22 protein-coding genes and 3 tRNA genes are annotated in these 25,677 nt (G+C 28.7%); 13 read left to right on the forward strand and 12 right to left on the reverse strand.

Annotated elements, in window-relative coordinates; genetic code table 11:
- The first annotated feature begins 54 nt into the window (after positions 1–54).
- The gene (fliW, locus tag ASKIR_RS08990; RefSeq protein ID WP_115588135.1) at positions 55–429 is read left to right on the forward strand and encodes a flagellar assembly protein FliW; all 375 of its coding nucleotides are present in this window, start codon (positions 55–57) and stop codon (positions 427–429) included.
- On the opposite strand, the gene ASKIR_RS08995 is transcribed toward fliW, so the two are convergent.
- Positions 424–2,271 (reverse strand): RNB domain-containing ribonuclease, encoded by a 1,848-nt coding sequence (locus tag ASKIR_RS08995; RefSeq protein ID WP_115588134.1) that lies wholly within the window; start codon positions 2,269–2,271, stop codon positions 424–426. The two genes, fliW and ASKIR_RS08995, sit on opposite strands and share 6 nt — an antisense overlap.
- 89 nt (positions 2,272–2,360) lie before the next feature.
- On the opposite strand from ASKIR_RS08995, the gene ilvC reads away from it, so the two are divergent.
- From ilvC to ASKIR_RS09010, 3 genes are read left to right on the forward strand one after another with little or no spacing between them, the layout of a single operon-like run.
- Entirely contained in the window at positions 2,361–3,383 is a 1,023-nt protein-coding gene (ilvC, locus tag ASKIR_RS09000; RefSeq protein WP_066351408.1) for a ketol-acid reductoisomerase, read from the forward strand.
- Positions 3,384–3,422: 39 nt separating this feature from the next.
- A complete protein-coding gene (locus ASKIR_RS09005; RefSeq protein WP_115588133.1) occupies positions 3,423–4,535 on the forward strand; it encodes a divergent polysaccharide deacetylase family protein in 1,113 nt (370 codons plus the stop codon).
- 39 nt (positions 4,536–4,574) lie between these two features.
- The gene (locus ASKIR_RS09010) at positions 4,575–5,360 is read left to right on the forward strand and encodes a DNA-processing protein DprA (protein WP_066161887.1); all 786 of its coding nucleotides are present in this window, start codon (positions 4,575–4,577) and stop codon (positions 5,358–5,360) included.
- Between the two features lie 23 nt (positions 5,361–5,383).
- Here ASKIR_RS09010 and purF read toward each other — a convergent pair whose 3' ends face one another.
- The 4 genes from purF to trxA form a co-directional block, all read right to left on the reverse strand.
- Positions 5,384–6,730: an amidophosphoribosyltransferase gene (gene purF / locus ASKIR_RS09015; RefSeq protein ID WP_115588132.1), complete on the reverse strand. Its 1,347-nt coding sequence runs from the start codon at positions 6,728–6,730 to the stop codon at positions 5,384–5,386.
- 12 nt (positions 6,731–6,742) lie between these two features.
- Positions 6,743–7,516, reverse strand: coding sequence for a 4-hydroxy-tetrahydrodipicolinate reductase (gene dapB, locus ASKIR_RS09020; RefSeq protein ID WP_066351431.1), 774 nt, complete (start codon positions 7,514–7,516; stop codon positions 6,743–6,745).
- 4 nt (positions 7,517–7,520) lie between these two features.
- Complete coding sequence (gene trxB, locus ASKIR_RS09025; protein WP_066351432.1) at positions 7,521–8,450, reverse strand: thioredoxin-disulfide reductase; 930 nt, start codon at positions 8,448–8,450, stop codon at positions 7,521–7,523.
- 135 nt (positions 8,451–8,585) lie between these two features.
- Positions 8,586–8,903 carry a thioredoxin gene (gene trxA / locus ASKIR_RS09030; RefSeq protein WP_066351435.1) on the reverse strand — a complete coding sequence of 106 codons (318 nt, stop codon included), beginning with the start codon at positions 8,901–8,903 and terminating at the stop codon, positions 8,586–8,588.
- Between the two features lie 198 nt (positions 8,904–9,101).
- Between trxA and alaS the strand changes: the two genes are divergently transcribed.
- Both alaS and ASKIR_RS09040 read left to right on the forward strand, forming a co-directional pair.
- Positions 9,102–11,657, forward strand: coding sequence for an alanine--tRNA ligase (gene alaS / locus ASKIR_RS09035; protein WP_115588131.1), 2,556 nt, complete (start codon positions 9,102–9,104; stop codon positions 11,655–11,657).
- Between the two features lie 21 nt (positions 11,658–11,678).
- The gene (locus ASKIR_RS09040) at positions 11,679–12,149 is read left to right on the forward strand and encodes a hypothetical protein (protein ID WP_115588130.1); all 471 of its coding nucleotides are present in this window, start codon (positions 11,679–11,681) and stop codon (positions 12,147–12,149) included.
- 36 nt (positions 12,150–12,185) lie between these two features.
- Here ASKIR_RS09040 and ASKIR_RS09045 read toward each other — a convergent pair whose 3' ends face one another.
- The 5 genes from ASKIR_RS09045 to ilvD all read right to left on the reverse strand — a co-directional run bounded on the left by ASKIR_RS09045 (position 12,186) and on the right by ilvD (position 19,739).
- A complete protein-coding gene (locus ASKIR_RS09045) occupies positions 12,186–14,504 on the reverse strand; it encodes a TonB-dependent receptor domain-containing protein (RefSeq protein WP_115588129.1) in 2,319 nt (772 codons plus the stop codon).
- 131 nt (positions 14,505–14,635) lie between these two features.
- A complete protein-coding gene (locus ASKIR_RS09050) occupies positions 14,636–15,853 on the reverse strand; it encodes an ArsS family sensor histidine kinase (RefSeq protein WP_115588128.1) in 1,218 nt (405 codons plus the stop codon).
- Complete coding sequence (locus ASKIR_RS09055) at positions 15,850–16,527, reverse strand: response regulator transcription factor (protein WP_217226786.1); 678 nt, start codon at positions 16,525–16,527, stop codon at positions 15,850–15,852. The genes ASKIR_RS09050 and ASKIR_RS09055 overlap by 4 nt, the downstream gene beginning before the upstream one ends.
- A gap of 12 nt (positions 16,528–16,539) precedes the next feature.
- Positions 16,540–17,958, reverse strand: a complete 1,419-nt coding sequence (locus tag ASKIR_RS09060) for a Do family serine endopeptidase (RefSeq protein ID WP_115588126.1) — start codon at positions 17,956–17,958, stop codon at positions 16,540–16,542.
- Positions 17,959–18,050: 92 nt separating this feature from the next.
- Positions 18,051–19,739 (reverse strand): dihydroxy-acid dehydratase, encoded by a 1,689-nt coding sequence (gene ilvD / locus ASKIR_RS09065; protein WP_115588125.1) that lies wholly within the window; start codon positions 19,737–19,739, stop codon positions 18,051–18,053.
- A 179-nt stretch (positions 19,740–19,918) separates the two neighbouring features.
- Between ilvD and ASKIR_RS09070 the strand changes: the two genes are divergently transcribed.
- The 5 genes from ASKIR_RS09070 (at position 19,919) to ASKIR_RS09090 (ending at position 21,685) form a co-directional block, all read left to right on the forward strand.
- A tRNA-Leu gene (locus ASKIR_RS09070) sits at positions 19,919–20,005 on the forward strand.
- 13 nt (positions 20,006–20,018) lie between these two features.
- Positions 20,019–20,107 (forward strand) — tRNA-Ser (locus ASKIR_RS09075).
- 45 nt (positions 20,108–20,152) lie between these two features.
- Positions 20,153–20,228 (forward strand) — tRNA-Cys (locus tag ASKIR_RS09080).
- A 90-nt stretch (positions 20,229–20,318) separates the two neighbouring features.
- Entirely contained in the window at positions 20,319–20,690 is a 372-nt protein-coding gene (gene dksA, locus ASKIR_RS09085) for an RNA polymerase-binding protein DksA (protein ID WP_066161923.1), read from the forward strand.
- On the forward strand, positions 20,687–21,685 hold the full coding sequence (locus tag ASKIR_RS09090; protein ID WP_066161926.1) for a tRNA pseudouridine(13) synthase TruD: 999 nt from the start codon (positions 20,687–20,689) through the stop codon (positions 21,683–21,685). The genes dksA and ASKIR_RS09090 overlap by 4 nt, the downstream gene beginning before the upstream one ends.
- 4 nt (positions 21,686–21,689) lie before the next feature.
- Here the strand turns inward: ASKIR_RS09090 and ASKIR_RS09095 are convergent, their stop codons facing one another.
- Both ASKIR_RS09095 and ASKIR_RS09100 read right to left on the reverse strand, forming a co-directional pair.
- Positions 21,690–22,673 (reverse strand): hypothetical protein, encoded by a 984-nt coding sequence (locus ASKIR_RS09095; protein ID WP_115588124.1) that lies wholly within the window; start codon positions 22,671–22,673, stop codon positions 21,690–21,692.
- Between the two features lie 3 nt (positions 22,674–22,676).
- The gene (locus tag ASKIR_RS09100; protein WP_066356628.1) at positions 22,677–23,255 is read right to left on the reverse strand and encodes a hypothetical protein; all 579 of its coding nucleotides are present in this window, start codon (positions 23,253–23,255) and stop codon (positions 22,677–22,679) included.
- Positions 23,256–23,366: 111 nt separating this feature from the next.
- On the opposite strand from ASKIR_RS09100, the gene ASKIR_RS09105 reads away from it, so the two are divergent.
- A complete protein-coding gene (locus tag ASKIR_RS09105; protein ID WP_115588123.1) occupies positions 23,367–24,674 on the forward strand; it encodes a S41 family peptidase in 1,308 nt (435 codons plus the stop codon).
- Between the two features lie 8 nt (positions 24,675–24,682).
- Positions 24,683–25,636 carry a phosphoribosylaminoimidazolesuccinocarboxamide synthase gene (locus ASKIR_RS09110; protein ID WP_066161938.1) on the forward strand — a complete coding sequence of 318 codons (954 nt, stop codon included), beginning with the start codon at positions 24,683–24,685 and terminating at the stop codon, positions 25,634–25,636.
- The last annotated feature ends 41 nt before the right edge of the window (positions 25,637–25,677 follow it).

Here is a 25,677-nt window from a genome sequence, read left to right on the forward strand (position 1 = left end):
ATCCTAAGTTTACTTTCAATATAATTTTTTCTATTCTAACAAAAGGGGTCATAAATGTATAAAATTGTTTTACCAATTTTAGGATTTGAGAATAACGAAAAACTGGATATAGAAAAAATTGATGAATATTTTTCTTATTTGAAACTTGAAGATGGTTCAAAAATTTCTATAGTAAACATCAATATATTAAGTAGAGTATCTTTTGATTTTGAAATTGATCAAGTATCTTTAGATAAATTAAAGATTAAAACAAAAGATGATTTTTCTACATATTTTGTTTTAGTATCACAAAATCCAGTTGAACACTCAATTATAAATCTTGTTGCTCCTATTTTTGTACATGAAAAAGAGAGACTTGTTGGTCAATATGTTACAAGCGAAAAAGTTGAACCTTATTTAGCATCTTTAAATAAGTGTATAAACTTATAATATTTTAGCAACTATTAATTTAGTTGCTAAATCACTTGATACTATTTTAACTTTATGTTTTGAAAAAAGTTTTTGACCTTTATAGTTCTCTAAAACTACTTTTAATCCGATTATCTTATCATAACAAACAGCTTTAGCTCTTTCTGTATCAACTATTTTTACTTTAATTTCACTATCAATATTATCATATGCCCATCTTGCATATTTTCTATCTTCAAAATCCCAAACAAGTTTATCTATTTTTCTCTCTTGCTCTGATATATGAGTACAAATATCATCTATATTTTTTGGTAATTTTTTGGTTTTTAAAATACGATGAAGAACTAAATCTGAATATCTTCTAATAGGACTTGTAAAGTGAGAGTATGATTTAAATCCTAAACCAAAGTGACCTAAATTTTTTGAGCTATATTTTGCTTGAGTAAGACTTTGAATAATAAGCTCATCAACTTCATCTCTAATTAGCGCCCTACTTGATTCTTCTTGAATATGAGTAATAGTTTTGTGAACATTTTCTTGAAGTTTTACTTTTACACCTAAAATATTTACATCATCAACTAGCTTTGATAAAGCTTTAAAATTTGGCTCTTCATGAATCCTAAATATTCCTAAATTTCCAACTTTTTTACTAGCTTCAATATTTGCTAATAACATACACTCCTCTATTAATTGATGAGATGGTGTAGAGTTTTCAACTTCAATTGAATCTAATAAATAGTTTTTTAATTTTAATCTATTCTCAACAGTTCTAAAGTCATAACCTATTTTTAATCTATCTGTTCTAAATTTTTTTGTAATTTTATATAAAGGTAGTAAATAATCAAAAATCTCTTTTTCTAAACTATTATATAAATCAAATTTACCTTCTAAAACTCTATCAATTCTACCATAAGAGAAATTTCTATGATTTTTTATAATTGCTGTAAAAAGTTCACTCTTTTCAACTCTTAACTTTTTTAAATCTAATTTCAATTTAAAAACATAGGCATATCTATCTTCGCACTCTTTAAGTGAACACAAATTTTCACTCAATGTTGCTGGTAACATTGGCAAAGTTCTACTTGGCAGATATATAGTAGATGATTTTTTAAAAGCTAAATTATCTAAAGGACTACCCTCTTTTACAAAATATGAGACATCTGCAATTGCTACAAAAAGTGTGCTATTTTTCTCATCAAAATATATAGCATCATCATGATCTTTTGCACTATTTGGATCTATTGTACAAAATGGCAATTCTCTTAAATCAACTCTTTGTTCTATATCTTCAATAAAATCATCAGCTTCAACTCTTTGTTTATCTCTATAAAGTTCTTCATGTAGATATAAAGAGATAAACTCATCTATTTTTGCATCATTTAAATTTCCAATAAACTCAATCTCTTCAAACTCTTTATTATCTACTATTAAAACATCACTATCTTTATATTTAAAAGCCTTAGAACTATTTAAAAAGATATTCTCTTTTAAAGTAATAAATGTTTTATCTTTAACATAGACTAAAATTTCTGCTTTTTTACCATCTAATACTTTTTCAATTTTTGCTTTTATTTTACTTCTTGGATTAAATATACGCTTTGCTAATACTAAATCATTGTTAAATGCGCCATTTAAACTATCTAACTCCAATTTTATATTTTTTATTGGATTAGTTAAATCCTCTAATATTGCAAAATTCTTCTCTATTTTTAAAATTCCAATCTTATATTTAGAATTTATCTCATATCTATTATCTTTTTTTATAACTATTTTATCTTTAATATATTTTTCTAAAATTTCTAATTCACTATTTTGAAACTCAAAAATCTCTTTCTCAATTTTTATAAATATCTCTTTTAACAACTCAAATCCTTTTTTAATTCTATCATTATATTATATTTAGTTAAGGTTTTGTATAATCTTACAAAATTTTCAAAAATAGAGGACTAGAAATGGCAGTAAATGTATTTTACGACAAAGATTGTAATATTGAGTTAATAAAATCAAAAAAAGTTGCGATGATTGGATTTGGATCACAAGGTCATGCACACGCTGAAAACTTAAGAGATAGCGGTGTTGAAGTTGTTGTTGGATTAAGAGAAGGTGGATCTTCTTGGAATAAAGCTGTTGCTAAAGGTTTTAAAGTTTTAACAGTAGCTGAAGCTACAAAAATTGCTGATGTTGTAATGATTTTATTACCAGATGAGAGTCAATCTGAGATTTACGAAAAAGAGATTAAACCAAATTTAAAAGCTGGTGCTTATTTAGCATTTGGACACGGATTTAATATTCACTATAAAAGAATTATCCCATCTGCAAACATGAATATCATGATGATTGCACCAAAAGCTCCAGGACATACAGTTAGAAGTGAGTTTGTTAAAGGTGGAGGAATTCCAGATTTAATCGCAGTTCATCAAGATGCATCTGGTGATACAAAACAAGTAGCTCTTGCGTATGCTAGCGCAATTGGTGGAGGAAGAACTGGAATTATTGAAACTACTTTCAAAGATGAGACTGAAACAGACCTATTTGGAGAGCAAGCTGTTCTTTGTGGTGGAGCAACTGCTTTAGTTCAAGCTGGATTTGAAGTATTAACAGAGGCTGGTTATGAGCCAGAAATGGCATACTTTGAGTGTTTACATGAGTTAAAACTAATTGTTGACTTAATGTATGAAGGTGGAATTGCTGATATGAGATACTCTATTTCAAATACAGCTGAATATGGAGATTATGTTTCTGGTCCTAGAGTTATCAATGATGAGTCTAAAAAAGCTATGAGACAAATTCTTAAAGAGATTCAAAATGGTGTATTTGCTAAAGATTTCATACTTGAAGGACAAGCTGGATATCCAAGAATGAATGCTGAAAGAGCAAATACAAGAGCCTCTTTACTTGAGCAAACGGGTGTAAAACTTAGAAATATGATGCCATGGATTGCATCTAAAAAAATAGTAAATCAAGAGACTAACTAATTATTTTAAGAGGTTATCCTCTTAAAATAAAGCTTTATAATGAATAAAAACAATCAAAAAACAAAAAACAATTCAACTAAAAAAAGAACTAAAACAGCTAGAAAAAGTGCTGTTGTTAAAAGAAATGTAACTAGAAAAGTATTAGCTAGAAACTTTTTAGTAGCTCTTTTTTTAATTGTAATTTTGCTATCTTTTTCATATTTCTTATTAAATAAAAGTCTTGAAAAATCAGTAGTTATTGATACTCCTAAAGTATTACAAGATAAAAAAGAGTATTCAAATGACGAGGTTATGAATGAAATTTTAGAGACAAAAGGTTTAAAAGATGATGTTTTACTCTTTGAAAAATCTTTACAGATACAAGAGAAAAAAGAGAAAAATTTATATGAAGAACCTATAATTGAAACACAAGAAGAGATAATAGAAAAAAAAGATATTAGAAAAAGTGATGACAAAGGTATAGTTACAAAAAAAGATAAATTTATTCCAAGTAAAAACAGTAAAGCTAAAATTGTAATTGTAATAGATGATGTTGTAAGTCAAACTCATATAAATAAGATTTTAGATATAGGTTATCCAATAACTATGTCATTTCTACCACCAACACCAATGCATATAAACTCTGCAAAAATTGCATCAAAATTAGATTTTTATATGATACATTTCCCACTTCAAGCTTCAAGTGCATTTAAAAGTGTAGAGATAAAGACATTAAATATTGATGATACTTATAAAAAAATTGAATCTAGAGTAAAAGAGTTAAGAAAAATATTTCCAAATGCAATTTATACAAATAACCATACAGGTTCTGTTTTTACAGAAAATTATGAAGCTATGGATAGACTATTTCGTGCATTAAAAAAATATAATTTTATATTTGTTGATAGTAAAACTTCACCAAACTCTGTTGCAAAAGAGTTAAGTGTAAAATATAAAATGCCATATATTGTAAGAGATACATTTTTGGATAATGAAAGAGACTTTACTAAAATTCAAAATCAACTAAAAGAGGCAATAAAAATAGCAAAAAAACAGGGATTTGCTATTGCTATTGGACATCCTTATGATGTTACTTTTAAGGTGTTAAAAGAATCAAAATATCTATTTGAAGATGTTGAACCAATATTTTTAAATCAACTTCCATATTTATAAAATTTTAGTTAAACTTTAAAAAAATTTTAGGAAGTAACTATGATAAATTTAGTTAATTTTAAAATAGATGAATTAAACTTGATGAAAAAATATCCACAAGAGCTATATTACATTGGAAATTTAGAGCTTTTGAAAAAAAGAAAAATTTCAATTGTAGGTACTAGAAGACCAAACTCTTACACCAAAGAGTTTACGCATAAACTATCTTCAAAATTATCTCAAAATAATATTTGTATTGTTAGTGGAGCTGCTATGGGAGTTGACAGCATTGCACATAGTGCAGCTGGTTCAAACAATACTATTGCAGTTGTTGCGAATGGTTTAGATATAAGATATCCAAGTGTAAATAGAAATCAAATTGCGGATATTGAAAAAAATGGTCTTATTATTTCTAGTTTTAAAGAGGGTGAAAAAGCTAGAAACTATACATTTGTTTTAAGAAATGAGATTGTTGTATCTTTAGGTGAGAAATTAATTGTAACAGAGGCTGATTTAAATAGTGGAAGTATCACTTCTGTAGAGTTTGCACTAAAACAAAAAAAAGATATTTATGTATTAGCACATAGAATAAATGATAGTTTAGGAACAAATAATTTATTAAAAAAAGGTTTAGCAAAACCTATTTATGACATTGATGAGTTTATTGAAGATTTTGTTGGTATTGGATTATTAAATAAAAATTTAAATAGTATTGATGAAGTTTTAGAGTACTGCAAAACTTCTCCTAGATATGATGATGCTATTTTAAAATATTCAAATAAGATTTTAGAGTATGAGTTGGATGGGAAGATTTATATAAAAGATGGAAAGATTTTTTGTAGTTAATAAAAAAGAGCTAGAAGCTCTTTTTATGCTTTTACGAAATAATCGCCATCAAAGCTCTCTAAAGCATAGTGTCTATTATCTCCAATAGCCTTAACTAAATCTTCAATTGATAAATACTCTAAGCTATCAGCCTCTATATATTTACAAATCTCATCTTTAGTCATTCTTGTAGCGATTAACTCCTCTTTTGTTGGAGTATCTATTCCATAAAAACAAGGAAATTTAATCTCAGGACTTGCCACTCTAAAATGTACCTCTTTAGCACCTGCCTCTTTTAGCATTTTTACTATTCTTTTTGAAGTTGTTCCTCTTACAATTGAATCATCAATTACAAGTAAAGATTTCCCAGCAATAATTGAACTCATAGGGCTTAGTTTCATTTTAACCTTGCTATTTCTCATCTCTTGAGTTGGTTCAATAAATGTTCTTCCTACATAGTGATTTCTAATAATTCCATATTTAAATGGTATTCCACTTTGTGCTGCATAACCAAGAGCTGCTGGAACCCCACTATCTGGAACTGGAACAACCATATCATATTTTATTTTACTATTAGAATCATTTTTTGCTAGTGCTTTACCCATATTCTCTCTTGTTGTATATACATTTTTACCGTCAATTACTGAATCAGGTCTTGCAAAATATACATATTCAAATGCACAAGGTCTAAATTCTGGTTCAAAAAGTTGAATTGATTCTATATCAGACTCTTCACTAAATATTAACATTTCACCAGGTTTAACATCTCTAATAAATTCAGCATCTAATAAATCAAAAGCACAAGTTTCACTTGCAACTATATATCCACCACTTTTTAATTTTCCTAAAGACAGAGGTCTAATTCCATATCTATCTCTTATTACAAACTGTTTGCTTCTACTTTGAACTATAAAACAGTACGCTCCAATTGTTCTATTTAAAGCTTCAATAATTCTATCTTTTAGATGATCTTTTGTGTTTTTTGCTATTAGATGAATAAGATTTTCAGTGTCCATTCCTGTTTGAAATATTGCACCTTTATCAATTAAATCTTGTCTAACCTCATCTTTATTTATAAGATTTCCATTATGAACAATTGATATTTCACCCAACTTATATTTAGCATAAACAGGCTGTGCATCCAAAACAGAATCACTTCCAGCTGTTGCATATCTGTTGTGACCAATTGCCATATTTCCTTTTAAATATGCCAAAGCTTCATCATTAAATACTTCAGAAACCAAACCTCTATCTTTTTTTGTATATATCTTTCCATTACAAGATGATGAGATACCTGTTGCCTCTTGACCTCTATGTTGCATTGCAAAAAGAGCCATTGAAGCTAATCTTGCGGCATTATCATTTCCATAAATTCCTACTATTGCACACATTTGTTATCCTTTTTATAAACCTAAAGCATCATTTATAGAGTAAAGATTTACATCTTTATTCACAAGCCATTTTGCAACTTTTAATGCACCTTTTGAGAAAGTATTTCTAGCTGTTGCTGTATGGTTTAACTCTAAAAACTCTCCATCATTATAAAAACCAACCGTGTGCCTTCCAACAATATCTCCACCTCTTATAGCCATAACAGCTATCTCATCTTTTGTTCTAGCTCCAATTTGTCCATCACGACCCGAAATTCTAACTTCATCTAAATTTAAATCTCTAGCATTTGCTGCATATTCACCTAAAGTAAGAGCTGTTCCTGATGGTGAATCAATCTTATTTCTATGGTGCTGTTCAACTATTTCTATATCAAAATCTCTTAAAGTTTTCGATGCAAGAGCTACAAGTTTATTTAAAACTGCAACTCCTAAGCTCATATTTGTAGCGTATAAAATAGGTACTAGCTTACTAGCTTCAAGAAGTAAGTTTTGCTGGTGTTTATTTAATCCAGTTGTTGCAATTACAAGAGGTTTTCTTTTTTTACCTTCTACAACAGCATTTAATAACTCTTCAGTTGCAATAGGTTGTGAAAAATCTATTATTACATCACTCTCATCAAACAATACATTTATATCATTTGTTACAACTGTATCTTCTGGTAAAATCTTATCAATCTTACTAAAAACATGAACACAAGCTAATTTTGCCTCTTTATCATTTTTTAAATCATCGATTAATAAGCTTCCAACTCTTCCTGAACTTCCTAAAATACCTATTTTAACCATATATTTATCCTAAATACTCAATTATATCAACAGCTGCAGTTGCACCATCTGCTGCTGCACAAACAACTTGTTTTGCTGCATCAATTCTAATATCTCCAGCTGCCCAAAGACCTTTTACACTAGTTCTCATTTTTAAATCTACCACAACTTCACCATTTTGGCTCATTTCACATAAAAATGATCCATCAGCTTGTTTTAAAGGTGCATTTAAAACATTTCTTCCAACAAATACAAAAACACCTGGAGTTGGTAAATCTCTAATTTCACCTGTAACATTTGATTTTACTTTTAATCCTAAAACTCCACTCATATCTCCATAAACTTCTTCAACTGAAACATTTGTAACTTCTTCAATATTTTCTGTATTTTTCACATGAGCTATTGTACTTGGAGCGGCTCTGTATGTATCACGTCTGTGTACTAAATATACTTTTTTACACATTTTTGATAAGTAATAAGCCTCTTCTAAAGCTGAATCTCCACCACCAATTACTGCAACCTCTTTTCCTTTGTAAAAAAATCCATCACAAGTTGCACAAGTTGAAACTCCTCTTCCAAAAAACTCATCTTCACCCTTAAATCCAGCTCGTCTTGGAACTGAACCTGTTGCAAATAGAACTGCTCTTGCTTCAAACTCTTTTTTATCTGAAGTTGTAATTTTAAAAATATCTCCAACTTTTGTTACATTTGAAACTTCTGCCATTTCATGTTTTAATCCAAATTTTTGACACTGCTCTGGCCAAGTTGCCATTAAATCCATACCACTCATAACAGAGCCTTGTCCTGGATAGTTTTCAATTTCAGATGAACCTGTAATTTGTCCTCCTGGCATTCCCATTTCAAACATAACTACATCTTTTAATCCACCTCTTGTTGCATATAATCCAGCTGTAAGTCCAGCTGGTCCACCACCAATAATTGCTAAATCTAACATGTTAACTCCTTTGTTATTTAAATTAATGGAAAAATTTTATCATTTAATATTTTATATCTATCTTAAATGATTTGAATTAAAAAAAGGAAGATGTAAAACACCTTCCTTTCTCCTTATCAAATATATAATTAAATATTATAATAAAGAGTTAATTTTATCAGTAAATGCTTGTTTTGAAGATGCACCAATTAATTGGTCAACAACTTTTCCATCTTTCATAAATATAATTGTAGGAATAGATCTAACACCGTATTTTACAGCTAAATCTTGCTCCTCATCTGTATTTACTTTACAGATATTTGCTTTTCCATCGAAATCTCCTGCTAATTCATCAATAACTGGAGCAATCATTCTACAAGGTCCACACCAAGGAGCCCAGAAGTCTACCATTGATACACCTTTGCTTGTTACTTCATCAAAATTTGCTGCTGTTAATTCTATATATTTTGCCATTTTTTATCCTTTTTATTAATTTTTAATTTCACTCATAAGTTAAAATTATATTCCTATAACTAAAACATAAGATTATAACTTTAAAAAACTTAAATTTTGTTTTATATTTAAGCTTTTTAATAATTTTTCTATTTTACTAATAGAAGCTAAATCAAAATTTAGATATATTTGCGCTTATTTAAATATATGGAAAAATTAATGGATATAAGAAAAGAGTATTTAGAGTTTTTTAAAAGTAAAGGTCACGAAGTTGTATCTTCAATGCCACTGGTTCCAGATGATCCAACGCTTATGTTTACAAATGCTGGAATGGTACAATTTAAAGATATTTTCACTGGAAGTGTTCCAGCTCCACAAAATAAAAGAGCAACATCTTGTCAGCTTTGTGTAAGAGCTGGTGGAAAACACAATGACCTTGAAAATGTTGGTTACACAGCACGTCATCATACACTTTTTGAAATGCTTGGAAACTTCTCATTTGGTGATTATTTTAAAGAAGATGCAATTGCTTATGCTTGGGAGTTTGTAACAGTTAATCTAAAGCTTCCAATTGAAAAACTTTGGGTTACGATTCATGAAAACGATGATGAAGCTTTTGATATTTGGTCTAAACATATAAATCCAAATAGAATTATGAGATTTGGAGATAAAGATAACTTTTGGTCAATGGGAGATACAGGCGCTTGTGGTCCTTGTAGTGAAATTTTCTATGATCAGGGGGAAGAGCATTTTAACACTCCTGAAGATAAGATGGGTGGAGATGGTGATAGATTTTTGGAAATTTGGAATCTTGTATTTATGCAATATGAGAGAACAAAAGATGGAGAACTTCTTCCACTTCCAAAACCATCTATTGATACAGGAATGGGTTTAGAGAGAGTTATAGCAATTAAAGAGGGTGTATTTAACAACTTTGACTCTTCAAACTTCAAACCTATAATTGAAGCTTTAGAGAAAGTTGCAAATAAAAAAGCAACTAAAGAGAATATTGGATCTTATAGAGTTATTGCAGACCATTTAAGAGCAACTTCATTTATGTTATCTCAAGGGATTTTGTTTGGGAATGAAGGAAGACCTTATGTTTTAAGAAGAATTTTAAGACGTGCAGTTAGACATGGATATTTAATAGGTCTTAGAAAACCATTTATGGCACAACTTGTTGATACATTGGTTGATATCATGGGTGGACACTATGTTGAATTAAAAGAGAATGCAAACTATATAAAAGAGCAGCTAACTTTAGAAGAAGAGAGATTTCTTAAAACTATTGATGCTGGAATTACACTATTTAATGATGAATTAGAAAATACAAAAGATATATTTAGTGGAGAAGTTGCATTTAAACTATATGATACTTATGGTTTCCCTCTTGATTTAACACAAGATATGCTAAAAGACAAAGGTCTAAAAGTAGATTTAGATAAATTTGAAGAGCTTATGACAAATCAAAAAGCTATGGCAAAAGCTGCTTGGAAAGGTAGTGGAGATAGTGCAAATGAGGGAGATTTTAAAGATTTAATTGAAAAGTATGGAGAAAATGAGTTTGTAGGATATACAAATACAACATTTAGCTCAAAAATTAAAGCTTTATTAGATGAGAATTTTAAAGAGGTAAATAGTTTAGAGAATCAAATTGGTTGGGTACTTTTAGATAAAACTCCTTTTTATGCAACAAGCGGTGGACAAAATGGAGATATTGGAGCAATAGAGTTTGAAGGTAAAAACGCAATGGTTTTAGAAACTTCAAAATTCCATAATCTAAATCTATCAAAAGTTGATGTTAAAGATGCAAAACTAGTTCAAAACCAAAATATTGAAGCAGTTGTTATAAATAGACACGAGGTTGCAAAACATCACAGTGCTACTCACTTACTTCAAGCAGCTTTAAAAATGGTTTTAGGAGATAGCGTTTCTCAAGCTGGTTCATTTAATGACTCATCAAAACTTAGATTTGACTTCACATACCCAAAAGCTATGACAAGTGAGCAGATAAATGAAGTTGAAGATTTAGTAAACTCTATGATTGCAAGAGCATTAGAAGGAGAAGTTGAAGAGCTTCCACTTGAACTTGCAAAGAAAAAAGGTGCGATTGCTATGTTTGGTGAAAAATATGGTGAAATTGTGCGAGTTGTAAGCTTTGGTGAGGATGTTTCTATTGAGTTTTGTGGAGGAACTCATGTAAAAAATACATCTGAAATTGGAAGTTTTTACATAGTAAAAGAGCAAGGTGTTAGTGCAGGAATACGAAGAATAGAGGCTGTTGTTGGAGCTAGTGCATTTAGATACACAAAAGAGCAGTTAAATAGACTAAATGAGCTTCAAGCTGAGATTAAATCAAACGATTTAATAGCTGGTGTAAAAAAACTAAAAAATGAGATAAAAGAGCTTAAAAATGAGCTTAAAAACTCACAAAATCAAGCATCTACAACTTTAAAAGAAGAGTTAATTGGTGATGTAAAACTAATAGTTAACATAGTTGAAAATGGTGATTTGAAAAAAATTGTTGACGATAGTAAAAATGCAAATGAGAAATTAGCAATATTACTACTTCAAGTAAAAGATGATAAGGTGACAATAGTTGCAGGAAGTAAAAATACATCTATAAAAGCTGGTGATTGGATAAAAGAGATTGCAACAATCCTTGGTGGAAATGGTGGTGGAAGACCAGATTTTGCAACTGCTGGTGGAAAAGATGCTAGTAAAATTGAAGAAGCTAAAGAAAAAGCTATCTCTTGGGCAAAATCTAAATTATAAAAATAGAGTAAAAGGAGATTTATGATTGAATTTTTTGGGAAATATCCATCTTTAATACTCTTTTTACATCTTATTTCTGTTGCTATTTGGATTGGTGGAATGATAGTAATGAGATTTGCTGTTCACTACTCTATACTAAAAATTGATGAAGCAAAAGTTAGATTGGAAAGAACATTGGAGAACTTAAAAAAGTTTTTTTATATGGTTATTATTTCAATTGTACTTATATATTTTAGTGCTATTGTTATGCATATCTCTTTTGATTTAAAAGCAAATAGTTTTGCTATAGCTAAAGAGATTATACTTCTAGCTATGACTCTAATTTTTATATTTATTTTTATTAAACGACACAAAGCAGAAAAATATTTTAAAAAAAATGAGTTTGTTTTAACTAAAAAAACTTTAGAACCTATTTCAAAATATCTAATACCTATAAATATCTTTTTAGGTTTAATTGAGATTTATTTAGGAATTGTTTTAAGAGGATTTTAAAAGTCTCAAGAAAAATCTTCTTGAGTCTTTTGAGTTTTAGAATGTGTAGTTCATACTAATCCAGAAATTTCTCTCTGGAGTTATATTACTATATTGACTGTAGTAATAAGGAGTTCTTCCTGAGCCTTTTGCAACTGCTTTATACTCCATAAAATTTTTATCTAGTAAATTATTAATTCTTGCATTAAAAGTCATATTTTTGCTTTGTTTATAACTAGCTCCCAAATTCATAATAGAGTAATCTTTGTAGTATAAATCTTTATACTCATTACCTTCTTTATATCTTGTATTAAATCTATCTATTTCACCTGAATATTGTAAATAAGTGTTAAACTTATTATTTAATTTCCAATCTAATGTAACATTATACATCTGCTCTGGACTACTTGTTAATGGTTTTTTATTTGTAGATGGATCATTTGATTTTATTTCTGAATCCATATATGTCCAATTAGCTTTTAGTGATAAATTATCTAATATAAAATACTTTCCAGTTAATTCAACTCCTTTTATTGTAGCTTCTCCAACATTTTGATTTTGAGTTAAATCTGCATATCCTAATGATGCCCACTCAGATCCAGCACTTCCTTTTAAATTATTACTACTCTCGATTTTATCTTTGAAATCATTTTGAAACAGTGTAATATTAAAATTATGTTTGTTTTCATGTTCATAATAAGCTGCTATTTCATAACTAACAGATTTTTCTGGTTTTAAATTTGGATTTCCTATCATAGGAGATGTACCTTGACCCCCAAATCCAACTATTCCTTCTTGTAAATCTGTTGTTTTAGGAGTTTTATATCCAGTTGCAATTCCACCTTTAAAAGTCCAATTAGGAGTTGCTACATAAGTTAAATAAGCTCTTGGACTAACATGATTTCCAAAATCTTCATGTTTATCATATCTAGCTCCTAAAGTAAGTGTTAAAGGATCTACAATATTCCAACTATCTTCTGCAAAAAGTCCTAACTGATAATACTCTTTTGATTGATTTGATAATCCTTTATCCATACCAAATACTCCATCTGTTAGTTCAGCTTTTAAGTATTCAGCTCCAACAACTATAAAATGACTCTCTAAAGGTAACTCATATTTTGCATTAAATGTTGTATTTTTTGACTCTAATTTTCTTGTAGGTCTTGGTAATAAACTATCAATAAAAGCTTGATCTGCAGCATTTAAATCATCATAAGAAATACCACCTGCCTTGGTCCAACTATTTTTACTAGGATCATATATAGCTCCTTCATTTGTATATAATTCTGTCATTCTAATTCTTTCAGCAGCATCTAAAGGTAAGCTTCTTCCTAAATTCTCACTTTTTATATGATGAACTCCAACTGTACTTTTACCTAAATCCCAATCTGCTTCCCAATCAAGTGAATATTGCTCTCTTTGCATTCTTTGTGTTTCGGCATATCCTACTCTTGGAGATAGAGAACCTTTATTGTCAAAATACAATAAACTTTCTCTACTATCAACCGTTCCAACACTTCCTGAACTATTATCATACTTCTGTTTTGCTATATCAAAATTTGCTTTAATAGTATGGTTTTCATTTGGAGTAAATGTTAAACCTGTACCAAAAGTCCAATTTTGATTATCCATAGTTTTACCATTTCCACCAAAACTACTATTATCTTTACTAGAATCTTCTATTGCTCCATTATTATTAAAACTATCTTTTGCCCATTGTGGATTTGATTTTTCATTGTCATAAAAACTTCCCCTTAAACTAATTCCTAATTTATCCTTTATAATTGGACCCATAATTGCAAAATCTGTTGTATCTTTATCCCCCCAATAACTTTTTGATTGAAATGTTCTACTATGAGATATTGAACCTGTCCACTCATTTGAAATCTTTTTAGTAATTATATTTATAACTCCACCCATAGCATCTGCACCATAAAGTGTACTCATAGGTCCACGAATCACCTCTATTCTTTCAATCATTGAAAGTGGTGGAATATTTGCAAATTGTAATCCACCAAAACCATTTGGATAAATATCTCCATTATTATTTTGTTTTTTCCCATCGATTAGTACAAGAGTATAATCAGCTCCCATACCTCTAATACTAACTGTACCTTGACCTGATTTATCTGTTGTTTCACCAATATCAACACCCTCTATATCTTTAACTGCATCAAGCAAGTTTGCATAAGGTTTACTTTGTAAATCCTCTTGAGTTATTACAGATATACTTGCTGGTGCATCTGTTATTTTTTGTTCATATCCTGAAGCAGAAGTTACAACTTGTACAGAGTCAAGTTTTGTTGTCTCATTTGCATTTAAAGCAACACCACCAAAAATTAAAGTAGCAACACTTAGAGCCAATTTTATTCGCATATTTATTCCTTCAATTTAAATTATATTTGAGATAATTATTAATAATCGATATTAATTATTAATAAAAGATAAATGGAATAATATAATTAAAAACTTAAAATGAGTTGAAAATGATAGTAATTATTAAAAATTTACAGGATGATTATAAAATAGTTGTAAGAATCTTTATGAAGATACTTTAATTTAAATTTATGTAAGTTTACAATAGTTTTTACAATATAAAGCCCCAAGCCAAATCCACTACTTCTTTTCTCTTCTTGATAGAAAGCATCTGTATAAAATGATAAATCATTTTTCAAAGCACTCCCTTTTGAAATAATTTTTATTGATTTTGAATCTGCTTCAACTATAACTTTTTTATCTGTACTAAATTTAATAGCATTATCAATTAAATTTTTCAAAGCAATTGATATCATATATATATCGACTTCAAACTCAAAATCTTCTATTTTTTTATCAATTTTATCTTGATTTATCATTAAAAGTTCAATTGATTTTTCAAAAACTGTATTAAAATTTATTCTCTCTTTATATAGCATCGTATTTTTTGAAGTTAATTTTTCAACAGTTGCTAACTCTTTTATAATATCATCCATTCTTCTAAAAGCTTTTTGAAGACTCTCTTTGGTTTTATCATCTTCTAAAGTTTCAGCAATAAACATAGCTTTTGTAATAGGAGTTTTAAGCTCATGCATCATATTTCTCATAAATAGATCTTTTGATTTTGATTGATTATTTATTATATTTATAGCTTCATTAAAATTTTTTGCAATAGTGCCTACCTCATCACGACTCTTATACTCTAACTTTATATCTTTATTTCCATTTGAAAACTCTATAATTTTTCTATTTAACTCTTTTAGAGGTCTTAGTTTTCTATTTATAATCTCATAAAGAAGTAAAAAAATAGCAATTGAGAGTATCAAACCAGCAACTATAAAAGCAACATTGTAATTGTACTGTTTGGAGTCTTTTATCATCACATTGTAACCATACTGTTGCACATATACATAATACATATTATCAAACTTATAGACTCTATAAGTTCCTGAATAGTTCTTATTTATTGTTAACTCTTGAGCATTATTAATAATTTCAAGTTTTCTCTCAACACTATTTATTGGTTTTACATTTAATTTTTTATATAGTTCATCTAACTTTGAAGCAGTTGGGTGATCTTGAAAAAGAATCAAAAAGTTTTCAGCGATTAGCTCATATCTATTTTGTAAATTTAAATCGTGTCTTTGTTTGTCATATCTTATAAATATTGCAAAAGTTATAAAAATTCCAAAAAAAGCAAATGCAAATATTATATTTACAAATGTAGATATAGAGATATTTCTTATCATATTAGTTGATAACCAATACCTCTAACCGATTTAATATATTGTTGAGAATCATCAATTTTTGCTATCTTTGTTCTAATTCTTGAGATAATCACATCTATATTTTTTAAAGATGAATCATCTTCTATATTATCACTTGTATATATAAAATCTTCTCTTGAAACAACACCTTTATTTCTTTGAATAAGTAGTTTTAATATATCATATTCTGCCAATGTTAAAGAAAGAGATACACCTTTAAATAATATTTGCATATCTTTCTCTCTTAACTCAAATGGTGAATTATTTTTATCTTTTTTTATACTAGCTTGTGAATCAACTCTTTTTAAAATGGTTTTGATTCTTGCTTGAAGCTCTCTTGGATTATAAGGTTTTGGCAAATAATCATCAGCACCTCTTTCTAATCCCATAACCTTATCCAAAATATCATCTCTAGCTGAACTTATAATAATTGGAATTTGAGATTTTTCTCTAATTTTTGGAATAAGTTCCAAACCATCAATTTCAGGTAGTGTTAAATCCAAAATTATAAGTTGAAAATCTTTATTTATATCAAGCATAGATAGTCCAATATATGGACTATCTGTATTTGTAACATCTATATCAAACGATTTTAAATAATCTGTGATGATTTGAGCTAACTCTAAATCATCCTCTATCATAAGTACTTTTATTATGTGTTATCCTTTTTATTGAGTTACAAGCATTAAAGTTTGACCATATCTATTTACATAAACTCTTTTATAATCATTTTTATACTTTTTTAAAGCTGTTTGAATATTTTCGAAATTTTTAATTTCAATATCCTCTATTTGAATTATAATATCCCCAGCTAAAAATCCAACTTTCTCTGCTTTTGATTTTGGTTCAACTTCTGTTATTAGCATTCCATTTATATCTGAAGATAATCTATATTTTTTTATCATATCAGCATTAATTGTGCTAACTTTTAATCCATCTAATATTTTTCTATCACTTGAAGATACACCTTCAATTGTTGATCTGTCACCTAATACAACCTCTATTTTTAAATCTTTTCTATCTCTTTCTACTCCAAATACAACTTTCTCATTTGGTTTAAAAGATGCTATTGCATTTTGTAAAGTTGTTCTATCTTTTATAACTTTATCATCTATTAAGTATATTAAATCTCCTCTTTTTAGACCATATTGAGCAGCTGGTGTATCTGCTGAAATATCTAAAATAATAGCCCCCTCTTTTCTTTTATAAACTTGCTGAGTATCCTTATCTAAATCAGCAATCATAACCCCAAGATATCCTCTTACTACTTTACCATCAGTTACAAGTTTTGTTACAACATCTCTTACCATATCAACAGGAATAGCAAAACCTATTCCATCATTTCCACCACTTTTTGATAATATCGCTGTATTAATTCCTATTAAAGCACCTCTACTATCAACTAAAGCACCTCCACTATTTCCAGGATTTATAGATGCATCTGTTTGAATATAGTTTTCATATTTATTGATTCCAACTTTGTTTTTATTTAAAGCAGATATTATTCCCATTGTAACAGTTGTTCCAACTCCAAAAGGATCACCTATAGCAAAAGTTACATCACCAACCAATAAAGTGCTTGAATCACCAAGTTTTATTGGAGTTAGGCTCTTTTTTGTATCAATTTTAATAACTGCAATATCACTATCTTTATCTCTTCCTATTAAAGTTGCACTATACTCCATTGGATCATTAGCAATAGTTACAGATATCTCTTCTGCATTTTCAATTACATGATTATTTGTAATAATGTAACCATCTTTTGTAACAATTACACCCGAACCTAAAGATCTTTGTACTCTATTTTGTTTAAATTGATTAGAGAACTCATCACCAAAAAATTTCCTAAAAAATGGGTCATCAAGCATCTGAAATGGAACATTAGAAGCTGCATTTACACTTCTTTTTGTAGATATATTAACTACTGAATTTAAAGAAGAGTTTATACTACTATTAAAAGATAAAATCTCACTTTGTGAATTTGGTGCTACTCTATTTGGATTTTTATCCATCTCTTCAAACTCTATATTTTTTGATAATAGCAGAGTTGATAAAACCAAAGAAACAACAACTATCTTCTTAATCATTTTAATCCTTATTTGATAAATTATTAGAAAATTATAGTGCTACTATGTAAACTGTTTTCCAATAAATAATTAACATATAGTTAATTATTTTGTTATAAATCTGTTTTTAAAACAGCTCCACTACTTGCATTTGTTACTAAAGCTCTATATTGACCTAACCATGATGAATTGATTGGTTTTTTTAAAGGTATAAATTCAGCTTTTCTTTTCGCAATCTCTTCATCGCTTAATTCAACTTCTAAAATATATTTATCAACATCGATATGAATAATATCTCCATCTTTTAATAATCCAATCATTCCACCCTCAGCAGCTTCTGGACTAACATGCCCAATAGAAGCACCTCTTGTAGCTCCACTAAATCTTCCATCAGTTATAAGTGCAACCTTATCTCCAAGCCCCATTCCCATAATTAAACTTGTAGGAGCAAGCATCTCTTGCATACCAGGACCTCCTTTAGGACCTTCATATCTAATTACAACAACATCACCAGCTTTTACTCTACCTTCAACAATTCCTTTTATAGCTTCAGCTTGCCCATCAAAACAAACAGCTGTTCCTTTTAAAGCTCTAGCTCCTGTAATTCCAGCTGTTTTTATAACAGCACCTTGCTGTGCTAGATTTCCATAAAGAATAGCTAATCCACCAACTTGTGAATAAGGATTGTCTATAGTGTGAATTATATTTGTATCTTTTATATTTGCATCTTTAATTCTTTCTAGCACTGTTTCACCTGTAACTGTAAGGTTATCTAATAAAATATCATCACCTCTTTTTGTCATCTCTTTCATAACAGCATTTACACCACCAGCTTTATTTATATCTTCCATATGAACAGTGCTTAAAGATGGTGATATTTTTGCAATATGTGAAACTCTTTTTGATATAGCATTTATATCTTTTAATTCAAAATCTACTCCTGCCTCTTTTGCAATTGCTAACATATGTAAAACAGTGTTTGAACTTCCACCCATTGCCATATCAACAGCAAAGGCATTTCTTACAGCTTTTTCATTTAAAATATTTCTTAATCTAAATTTTTCAATATTTGCTTTATCAAGAGCAATTTCACAAACTCTTCTTGCTGCTTTTCTATATAACTCTTCTCTCTCTTTTGTAAGTGCTAAGATTGTTCCATTTCCAGATAGTGCAATTCCCATGGCTTCCATAAGTGTATTCATAGAGTTTGCAGTAAACATTCCAGAACAAGATCCTCCATCTGGACATGCATTGCACTCAATATCTTTTAGCTCCTCTTCACTCATCTCACCAGCTTCAAATTTTCCAACAGCTTCAAAAGCAGTTGCTAAATCTATTGGTATTCCATCTTTTGTGTAACCTTTTTGCATAGCTCCACCACTTACAAAAACAGTTGGAACATTTACTCTTAAAGCTCCCATAATCATACCTGGAACTATTTTGTCACAATTTGGAATAGCAATCATTGCATCTAGTTTGTGTGCATTCATAACAGTTTCAATAGAGTTTGCAATTAATTCTCTACTTGGAAGAGAAAACAACATTCCATCATGACCCATTGCAATACCATCATCAACACCTATTGTATTAAACTCAAAAGGTACACATCCATTTGCTCTTATCTCATCTTTTATAATCTTTGAAACCTTATCTAAGAAAAAGTGTCCTGGAATAATCTCTATAAAAGAGTTTGCAACTCCAATAAATGGCTTATTAAAATCTTCATCTTTTAACCCTGTTGCTCTTAATAAAGATCTATGTGGAGTTCTATTATGACCCTTTTTTATCTCATCACTTCTCATAACTATCCTTTTGTGAATTATTTTAAAAATTTCATAGATTATACATATATTACTTTTCATATTTTATTAAATAAAAAATATTTTAAAATTTTTTTAAAAACTCTTGACAAATGAAAAAAAAGCTACTATAATTCCAGTCCATTTTAAGAAGTAACTTAAAATAGAGTTCTTAAAATTATGCGAGTGTGGCGGAATAGGTAGACGCGCGGGACTTAAAATCCCGTTCCGGTTTCGGAGTGTGAGTTCGATTCTCACCATTCGCACCATTTTTTAAATGATGGAGAGCTGACAGAGTTGGTCGAATGTACCGGTTTTGAAAACCGGCGAGGTGAAAGCCTCCGAGGGTTCGAATCCCTCGCTCTCCTCCATTTGCTTACATACAAATGAATAAATCCAATTTATAACTTACTGTTGGAGGTATAGCAAAGTTGGTAATGCCTCGGATTGCAAATCCGACATGCGTTGGTTCGAGTCCGACTACCTCCTCCAAATCGAACTTCAATACTACTTTAAATAAATTTTAAGCTTATTAACTACTTTTTTTGATATAATATCACTTTTAAAATTTTGGAGGGGAATATGGCAAACAAAAGCCAAATTGAAGAGTTAAAAGAGATATTGCTACAAAGAAAAGATACTATTTTTACAAATGTAAAAAATAGTAGAGATAGTATAGAACAACTAAAAGATCAAGACTTAAACGACGATTTAGATTATGCTGATTTTGTTAGTGATTCATTTACACAAGGTATGATTGCCAATCATCAACTAGAAGAGTTAAAACAGATTGAAACTGCTCTAAAAAAAATAGCAGATGGAAGCTACGGAATTTGTGATATGTGTGGAGTTAATATTCCAATTGGAAGATTAAAAGCAAAACCATTTGCTAGATTTTGTACAGAGTGCAGAACAGTTTTTGAGCAAGAAGAGCAAAAAAGAGCAAAAGCTTGATAAAAAGAGAGTATTTTTTACACGATAAAAAATTAAATTTCAATTTTTTTCAAAATATTGAAGACTTTATAGTTGAAGAAGAGCCTATAGAGTTTTCAGGTTTTGGGAACTTTTTAATACTAAAAATAGTAAAACAAAATTGCGACACTTGGGAACTTATAGATAAAGTTGCAAAACATCTTAGAGTATTTTCAAATGAGATTGGTTATGCTGGATTAAAAGATAAAAATGCAACAACAACTCAATATATTTCAATACCTAAAAAATATCAAAAAGATATCAAAAATTATAAATCTAAGAAAATAGAGATTTTTGAAATAGGTTTACATAATAAAAAACTAAATATTGGTGATTTAAAAGGGAATCGATTTAAGATAAATCTAAAAGATGTTGAACTTGAAGAGCTTTATACTATAGATAAAGTTTTAAAAGATATTAGCAAGTTTGGTATGCCAAACTATTTTGGATTTCAAAGATTTGGAAAAGAGGTTGAAGAGAATTTAGAAAAAGCAAAACAACTACTTTTTGATGATTATAAAGTAAAAGATAAAAAAGTAGCTAAGATGCTTATAAGTGCTTACCAAAGCACATATTTTAATGCTTGGTTAGTTGAAAGATTAAAACTAAACAAAAGTGAATTTAAACTTTTAAATGGTGATATATTTTATGACATAGAAAGCTCTAAACTTTTTACACCAAAAGCTATAAATGAAAAGATTATAAATGATTTTAAAGATAAAAAAATAACTCCAACAGGACTTCTACCTGGAAATGATGTTTTTAAAGCAAGAGATGAAGCTTTAAAAATAGAGCAAAAATATGATAATAGTGATATTAGAGAAAAAGGTTACAGAAGAGAAGCTATTGTATTTCCAGAAATTTTATCTACAAAATATAATAAGGAGAAAAAAGAGGCTCTTTTAGATTTTATACTTCCAAAAGGCTCTTATGCTACAGTTTTAATTGAAGCTTTAGCCAATAGAAATTTTGGCTAAATACTTAAGGAAGAGTTATATATCTATCTTCATAGTATAGTCTATTTTCAATAGCTATAACTCTTTGTTTATTATCAAATTTAAATCTATAAATCTCATTTTTATCTAAATTCTCATCAAGTTTAATCAAATAACCTTGAGATTCAAGAGCATATAAAGATGTTCCAAAAGCTAGAGCAAAAAATTTAGCATACTTAAACTTAATACTTGACAACTCTTCTAGTGAACTATTTAATTTAAAAATTTCACCTTCAATATTTGCTAAATAAATATAGTTATCTTTAAAAATAACATCTCTAATATTATAATCTTTTGTAAATACCTCTCTTGGAGATATAGATACAATTTTATTTGAACTTGCAACTACTAAACTCTCTCCCTCATCAACAAATCCTAAAGCTATAATGTTATTAAATTCATTATCTGGATCTATTGCTATGTTTCTTACAATCTCATTTGATACTAAAGATACTATTACCAATCTTCCATTTAAAGTTGGAAAAAGAACCAAACTTCCCATAAAGTAAGGGTTTGTAACTCTTGTATCATTTGCTAAAGAGAGAGGAAAATACTCTTTAAATAATGTTTTATTTGTATTTACATCAACCAATTCAATACTATTATTTGAGTATAAAATTGCTAATTTATCTTCAACTAAACTAGCTGCAACAACTGGATTTGAAGTTGTAATCTCTATTTTGTCAATCAAAATTTTGTCTAAATTGTTTGTTGCTATAATTTTTTGATCATCTGTTAAATTTATAAAATCAAAACCCTCTTTTAGCTTATCTTCGCTAACTCCTAATTTTGTTATAAACTTACCATCTTCTAAAGTTGCACCAATTTTATTCATTGATTTTATATCACTTTTTATAGAGTTTTTTTCAAGATTTAAACCTTTACTTAACTCTTCTGGTTCAAAATATTTTTTACCTGAACAAGCATTAAAAACAAAAATTATAAAAATTGCACTAATTATATATCTCATATTTTACTTCGTTACTAGATTATGTTTTAATAAAATTGCCAGTTCATAAACTTTTGAATCTTGATTTATCTCTTCTAAGATAGCTTTTGCTTTTTCATACTCTTCTTGATTTACTAAAATAATAGCTTCATGTAGTATCGCATAATCTTTAATCAAAAAATCATCATTTTTTCTTAAAGCATCTAACTTATCAAAATTCATCTCTTTTGCAGCAATTTGATACTCTAATAGCTCTTTTAAATATTTAGAAGAGATATTTATTTCACTTAACTCTTTTTTTGCTGTTAAAAAAAGTGCCACTTCATACAAAGATTGATTTTTATTTTTCAAATACTCTAAAGAGCTCTCGTCACCTTGTTCCAAATAGTTATTTAATGCTATATTTGCTTTATATAAATTTGATTGATCAATCTTATTTTTTGTAAAAATTGCAATAGGAGTAATAATTGCTAAGAGTATCAACACATATATAATTTTTTTATATTTTTTGAAAAATCTCTCTAGCTTTACAAAATTCTCTAAAAGTTTCTCTTCATTGTTTAATTCATTTTTTAGATAGTTTACATCATCTTTTATACTCATTTATCTAACCTTTTTTTAAAATAAACAATATTCTACAAAAATATTGATAAAACCTTACTTTTATTTTTTTTCTTGTATAATTGTAGCCATTAATTTTAAAGGTAATTTATTATGAAAAAACTAATTATAACTTCTATTTTATCACTATTTTTAACAATTTCTTTATTCGCAAAAGAGAAAAATGAGACAGCTACTTCAGACCAAACAAGATTTGAGTCTTTAACAAAATTAACAAAAGTTATTGGAACAGTTGAAAAGTATTATGTTGATGATATAAAACTTCAAGAGATTATTGATAAAGCTTTAAAAGGTTTAATGCAAGAGCTAGATGCTCACTCAAGCTATTTAGACAAAAAAGCTTCAAATGAGATGAGTATTACAACAGCTGGTGAATTTGGTGGATTGGGAATTACTGTTGGAATGAGAGATGGTGCATTAACTGTAATTTCACCAATTGATGACACTCCAGCATATAAAGCTGGTGTTAAAGCATCTGATATAATCTTAAAAATTGACGACAAAGCAACTTTAGGAATGACTTTAGATGAAGCTGTAAGCATTATGAGAGGAAAACCAAAAACTGATATATCTATTACAGTTGTTAGAAAGGGTGAATTAAAACCAATTGAGATAAAGATGCAAAGAGATATTATAAAAGTTCAATCTGTATTTGCAAAAACAGTTGAAGATGAAGATCTTTTATACATTAGAATCTCTAGTTTTGATGCTAAAGTAACTGAAGAGCTACAAAAAGCTATTAAAAATAATCCAAACGCAAAAGGTATTATTTTGGATTTAAGAAACAATCCAGGTGGACTTTTAGGTCAAGCAATTGGGGTTGTTGATCTATTTGTGAAATCAGGAACAATTGTTTCTCAAAAAGGGAGAGACAAAGAGTCTGAAGAGAAGTTTGAAGCAACTAAATTTGGCTTTAAATCAGATTTACCACTTGTAATTTTAGTAAATGAGGGTTCTGCTTCAGCTTCAGAGATTGTTAGTGGTTCACTACAAGATCATAAAAGAGCTGTAATTATTGGTGAAAAAACTTTTGGTAAAGGCTCTGTTCAAGCAGTACTGCCAATAAATGATGAACAAACTGAAAATATTAAATTAACAATTGCAAAGTACTACCTTCCAAGTGGAAGAACTATTCAAGCTCTTGGTGTAACTCCAGATATAATTGCAAGTGCTGGGAAAGTTACACAAGATGAAGATTCTGCTTTTAGAATAAAAGAGGCTGATTTAAAAAGACATCTTGAAGGTGAGCTAGATAAAGTTGATAAAAAATCAAAAAATGATTCAAAATCATCAAAAAATGATTCAAATAAAATAGTTTCAAAAGAGGAGCTGCTAAATGATAACCAGCTAAATACATCATTAGCAATTTTAAAAAGTTTAATAATTATGAATAAAAATTAGGAAGAAAAATGAATATAGAAAAAATAAAAGAGTTAAAACTTTGGCCAGACAATAAAAAAACAACTACACAAAAAGGTTTTGATGAGTTAGAAAATGCAGGATATAACCTTTTTTATATAGGAAAAAATGCAGACCTTTATAGTTGCCCAGGAGATGAACCTAAAACTCTACTTGTAAGAAGTGATAGAACATCTGTTTTTGATATTCCACTTAATTTTCAAATTGAAGGTAAAGGAATAATTCAAACTCAAATATCAAATTTTGGCGCAGATTTTGCAAAAAAAGCTGGAATAAGAACAGCGATATTAGATGAAAAAATTTCAAATGATATTTCACTTTCACCAAGATGCCAGCTTATGAAACTATGTAAACCTCTTGAAGCTGAAATTGATGGCGAAACTGTTCAATTTGAGCTAATATTTAGAAACTATTTAACAGGTTCGCTATTTCAAGCTCTACAAGAGAATAAAGACCCTTATGGATTAAATCTTCCAAATGATTTAAAAGAGTGGCATAAATTTGAAAATCCCATCTTTACTCCTACTACAAAAGGAATTAAAGATGAGCCTTTAAATTCACAAAAAGTAAAAGATAAGTTTCCTGAAATAATCTCAAACTTAGAGAGAGTTTTTAAAGAGTTTACATCTTTTGCACAAGCTAGAGGAATTGTTGTAGTTGATACAAAATTTGAGATTTTTGTTGATGAGAGTGGAAATTGGGTTTTAGGCGATGAAGTTTTAACACCTGAAAGCTCAAGATTTATAGCATTAGAAGATTTTGAAAAAGGTAATTTCATATCTATGGATAAACAAATTCTAAGAGATTTTGGTAAAAAAGAGAATTGGAAAGAAAAAGCTAAATCTTTAAAAGCTGGTGAAAAGTTAGAAGTTGTTGTTCCACAAGAGATTAAAGATAAAATTTTAAATGGATATAGAACAATTTTAGAAAGATTAAGCAAATAAAATATTAGATATAATCCCAAAAAAAATATAAGTAAAGGTAT

Source organism: Aliarcobacter skirrowii CCUG 10374 (genome assembly GCF_003544835.1).
Taxonomy (GTDB): Bacteria; Campylobacterota; Campylobacteria; order Campylobacterales; family Arcobacteraceae; genus Aliarcobacter; species Aliarcobacter skirrowii.